At 55.0% G+C, this 1046-nt stretch carries 1 protein-coding gene; it reads right to left on the bottom strand.

Annotated features, from left to right (window positions below):
* Window positions 1-438 precede the first annotated feature (438 nt).
* The coding region (locus B2W96_RS01720; protein WP_293007933.1) for a nitroreductase family protein at window positions 439-1046 on the bottom strand (608 nt) is incomplete at its 5' end.

Genomic DNA, 1046 nt, shown 5'->3' with positions numbered 1-1046 from the left:
CGACGCTTAAAAAGATATAATTTGAAAACTTTTATCAAAATGAGTCGAAAATTTTTCTTGAAAAGCCCTGCGGAAAGAGGCCTTTCCGCAAAATTACCGCTTACCCGAAGCATGCTTCCACAGGGAGTACCCCGACGTGGAAAGCGACGAATGCTTCCGGGTCTCCGTCTGCCCGCAGGCCGGACTACGCACGCCTGCGCTTTCCGGCTTAATCGGCGGCGGAGCGCCACCGCCAATTAAGCCGCCAGATTCCCGTTTTGAGAACCTGACGGCTGTTGAAATCCAAAACCCCGTTTTATATGTCTCAGGCGCTCCGGGTGCCGCAGGAGCGCCCTTCAAAAGTTGCCTTTGAGGATAGATTGAGGTTCCTTCCTCTCATAAAAAGCGGCCGGTCCCTGCAAGCATCCGCGCTTGCAGGGACCGGCCGGGAGCATTTGATTACAGCTTGCAGGAGGCCACGGCTCTGTATCCGGAGGGCAAGCCCAAATCCTTGTCATAGGCGCCCAGAGTCCAGGTGCGCTTTCCCAGCGTCTGTTCTGCCACGGCGGCAAAATGCAGCATCACAATTCCAAGATTGAGCTTCTGCTCGTTTTCATCGGTATAGCCGTCGTCCTTGGAAATCAGGACCACCGCTCCCCCGTCCAGCACAAACCCGTAGGGCTGGCGGTTGAGATAACTGGGCGCAAGGCTGGCGGCGTAAAGTGCCTGCCACAGAGGATGGTCCATATCGCCGATTTCCTCGTCCACTCCGGCTTTGTTGCCCCACTTGCCGGAATACACCAGACTTTCAATTCCCAGACGGGGGGAATAAAATTCCCGCTTCACAGCGTCCACCTTGGAAATGTTCTGGATGTTGAGGAAAAGCCGCTTGGCGGCCTTTTTCTCAACGCCGAACGCAGCCAGAACCACCACGCGCCTGTCGGATTCAATTCCCAGCGCTTTTTTCACAGCCTCTCCATCCTTAAAAGTGAGCCAGCAGGTGCCCAAATTCAGTTCCGTCATGTGCAGAATGAGGTCCTCCGCAATAAAGCCCGCGTTTTGGGCCA

The organism is Oscillibacter sp. UBA6647 (assembly GCA_002455655.1).
Lineage (GTDB): Bacteria > Bacillota > Clostridia > Oscillospirales > Oscillospiraceae > Oscillibacter.
Note: the sequence above shows the minus strand (reverse complement) of the source record. Positions and strands in the feature narration are given on the sequence as shown.